Source organism: Rhizobacter sp. P2_H2 (genome assembly GCF_056403375.1).
Genome location: NZ_JBFUFP010000636.1, coordinates 1 through 3197 on the forward strand (window position 1 = coordinate 1; position 3197 = coordinate 3197).

Annotated in this window: 3 protein-coding genes; all 3 read right to left on the reverse strand. The window is 72.5% G+C overall.

From position 1 onward, the window contains the following. Nucleotides 1-204 (reverse strand): hypothetical protein (locus AC1D15_RS23835; RefSeq protein WP_477827921.1); only part of this gene is annotated, 204 nt, incomplete at its 3' end. A gap of 55 nt (nucleotides 205-259) precedes the next feature. Continuing rightward, entirely contained in the window at nucleotides 260-1177 is a 918-nt protein-coding gene (locus tag AC1D15_RS23840) for a helix-turn-helix transcriptional regulator (protein ID WP_477827922.1), read from the reverse strand. A 70-nt stretch (nucleotides 1178-1247) separates the two neighbouring features. Further along, nucleotides 1248-3197, reverse strand: a 1950-nt coding sequence (locus tag AC1D15_RS23845; protein ID WP_477827923.1) for a serine/threonine protein kinase, incomplete at its 5' end; no start/stop codon positions are given.

Sequence of the window (3197 nt, forward strand, 5' to 3'; positions counted from 1 at the left end):
GTCGTTCGCGATGTCGTCGACGACCGGCTCGGCGCCCTGGTACACCTCCTTCTTCTGCGCGGCGCTGAGCTGCGGGTCGTTGGTGACCTCGCGCAGCTTGCGCGCGGCGGCGGCACCGCCCTGCTGGTTGTAGGTGTCGACGACCTGGCGCGCGAGTTCGTTCGCACGGGGATCGCTCTGCTGCACGGGCGAAAGGGTCGACATCGGCGCTCCTTCGGAGGGGTGCCAGCAGAATAGGTGGCGCATCGGCAGCCCACAACTACGAAGCCTCGTAGCGCAGCCCGGCGCGCAAGGCGGCCTGCGTCAGCTGCACGCGGTTGCGCGCGCCGAAGCGCCGGCGCAGCTGGCGCAGGTGGTAGTCGACGTTGTGCGCCGACAGGCTCAGCCGCGCGGCGATCTGCTTGTCGCCGAGGCCGCGGGCGACGCAGTCGAGGATCTCGCGTTGCAGCGCAGACAGGCCGGCCGGCAGGGCATCCTCGACGGCAGCGTCGCCGGGCGCCGGCAGGTGGCGCGTGTACAGCGCGTGCAGGCAGAAGCCGAGCGTCAGCATCTGGCCGAGCCGTGCATCGTCGAGCCAGTCGATGCCCTCGCGCGCCGAGCTCAGGCTGACGAGGTGGCGCTCGCCCGGGCTGCCGCTCGGGCCGGGCAGCCCGAACATCGCGCCGCTGCGCGCGCCGCTGGCCGCGAGGTCGTCGACGAAGATGTGCGCGAGCGCCGGTTCGGCCGCGTCGTCGGCCGCGCGCCGCAGCGCCTCGACGGACCAGAGGCAGGGCAGGCTCGACGGCAGTGCCGCCGCGAGCCGCGGGTCGACGCGGTGGTAGCTGGCGCAGACGTAGCGCTGCAGCCAGGGCCGGTCGGCATAGGTGGTGCAGAACGCCTGCGGCAGCCAGCGCTCGCCGGCGCGCACGAAGCGGCCGTACACCAGCGCATCGAAACCGAGCGCCTGCAGCAGCGCGCGCACGCTGTGCTGGCGCGGCGCCGCGCCCTCGGCCGCGAGCCACTGCGTGAGCAGCGCGGGGCGCCAGGCGCCGTCGGGCGCCTCCTCGGCTTCGGCGGCTACGTCCGGCTCCTCGTGCAGCAACGGCAGCGGGTCGAGACAGGGGTCGAGTGGGCTGAGCCGTGGGTCGGGCGACGGTGTCCGCTGGACGGGCACCGCCAACGCAAGAATCCTGTTCATCGCAGCTCCGGGTCATCAGGTGCTGCCAGAGCGGATTCGCCGCGCACTGCGGCTCAGGTGTTGCAAAGACTTACGACTGCCCGCAGTCCTTCAAGGCCTCGCGCACCGCGGCAGGCCCGGTGGTGCCCGGCGGGATGCCCTGCTTGTCCATCTCCTCCAGGATCGGCAGCGCGCGCCGCTGCTGGTCGCAGGCGGCCCGGGCATCGCCGGCCCGGTGCCGCGCCTGCAATGCGAGGCCCAGCACGTGGTGCGCAAGCCCCTGGTGGTGGTGCACGTAGTTGTCCTCGCGCATGCCGTCCGGCAAGGCCGCGAACGAGGCCACCGCGGCGTTGAGCACCTCGACGCCGGCACGCGCATCGTGGTCGGCCAGCAGGGCTTCGCCGAGCGTGGTCTGCATGCTGGCCAGGTCGGCGTGGAACTGCGTGTTGTCCGGATCCCGCGCGCTCATCGTGCGCATCATGTCGACGGCGCGCCGTGCCTGCGCCACCGCCTCGCGCGGCTGSCCGAKGCGGCGCAGGCACCASGCGRTGTTTTCCAGGYYGGTCGCGAYGTGSCGKGCGAKCGAGGTGTTCTGCGGGTTCTTCGCMRCCAGCKKCTCCAGCACSGCCRKGCTCTTGCGGAARGCGTCGAGCGCSAGCTGCGCGCTCTCGGGCGTGGCGTCGCGCTGTATCAGCTGYTCGCCGCGCGTCGAGTAGTTSGAYGCSAGGTTCAGGCCGGCATCGCTGTCGCCGGGGTCCTGCGCGACCAGTGCCTCCAGCTGCGCGGCGGCATCGGCCGAGGTCTTCAGGAAGGTGTCGATGTCGCCCGAGAACATCTGCACCTGGCTCAGCTGCCCGTACATCGTGGCGCGCAGCAGCTGGCGCACGCGGTTGGAGCGGTCGGCGGCGGCCAGGTCGTCGACCAGCGCGACGCCGGCGCGCAACGCGCTGTCGGCCTCCTTGAACTTGCCGGTGAAGCCGAGCACCGCGCCTTCGCGCTGCCGGACGATGGCCGCTTCCTGCTGGGCGTCGCGGTACACCGCAGCGTGCGGCTGCCGCTCGGCGAGCACCGGCGACAACAGCTCGATGGCGCGGCCGTAGCTCTTCATCGCACCCTGCGGATCGCCGAGGCTGGCGAGCCCCGGGCGGCCCTGGATGTCGCCGATGTTGCGATAGCCGGTCGCCAGCTCGACCTGCAATGCCGGTTCGTTGCGGGCTTCGACGGCCAGGCCTTCGAGGTAGGCGAGCCCGTTCTCGACCAGCAGCTTGCGTGCCGGCGTCGAGCCGGGCAGTGTGCGGATCGCATCGTGCATCGGCACCATCATCGTGTTGGCCAGCTTGCGCACGCTCGCGAAGTGCCGCTCGGCGCGCTCGCGCTGCCGGTGCGCTTCATAGGCCTGGTAGCCGGCGAATGCCATGCCGGCGAGCAGCGCCAGGTTGGCCAGCATCACCGCGCCGACCGCCGCGCGGTGGCGCAGCACGAAGCGCCCGGCACGGTAGCTCCAGGCGCCGCGGCGCGCCTGCACCGGCAGCCCTTCGAGGTGGCGGAACAGGTCGTCGGCCACGGCCTCGGCCGAGGCATAGCGGTGCAGTGGATCCTTGCGCAGCGCCATCAGCACCACCGCGTCGAGGTCGCCTTCGAGCTGGCGCCGCTGCGCGCGGGCCAGCGCCCGGCTCGGGCGCACCGGTTCGGTGTCGCAGATGGCGCGCGTCAGCGCGTAGTTGTCCTCGGTCGCGCGGCCGTACGGGCTCGCCTGGGTCAGCAGGCGGTACAGCACCACGCCCAGCGAGTAGATGTCGCTCGCCGCGCCGACCGGCCCGCCGCGCACCTGCTCCGGGCTCGCGTATTCCGGCGTCAGCACGCGCATCGCGGTGGCGGTGCGCTCGGCGCTGCCCGCGTCCAGGCGCTTGGCGATGCCGAAGTCGACCAGCTTCACGACGCCGTCGCGCGACACCAGGATGTTGCCGGGCTTCAGGTCGCGGTGCACCACACCCTGGCGATGCGCATGGTCCACCACCAGGCAGACGCTGCGGAACAGGCG

Coding starts and splice junctions, on each gene's coding strand:
- AC1D15_RS23840 (WP_477827922.1), bottom strand. CDS start 1,177: ATGAACAGGATTCTTGCGTTGGCGGTGCCCGTCCAGCGGACACCGTCG.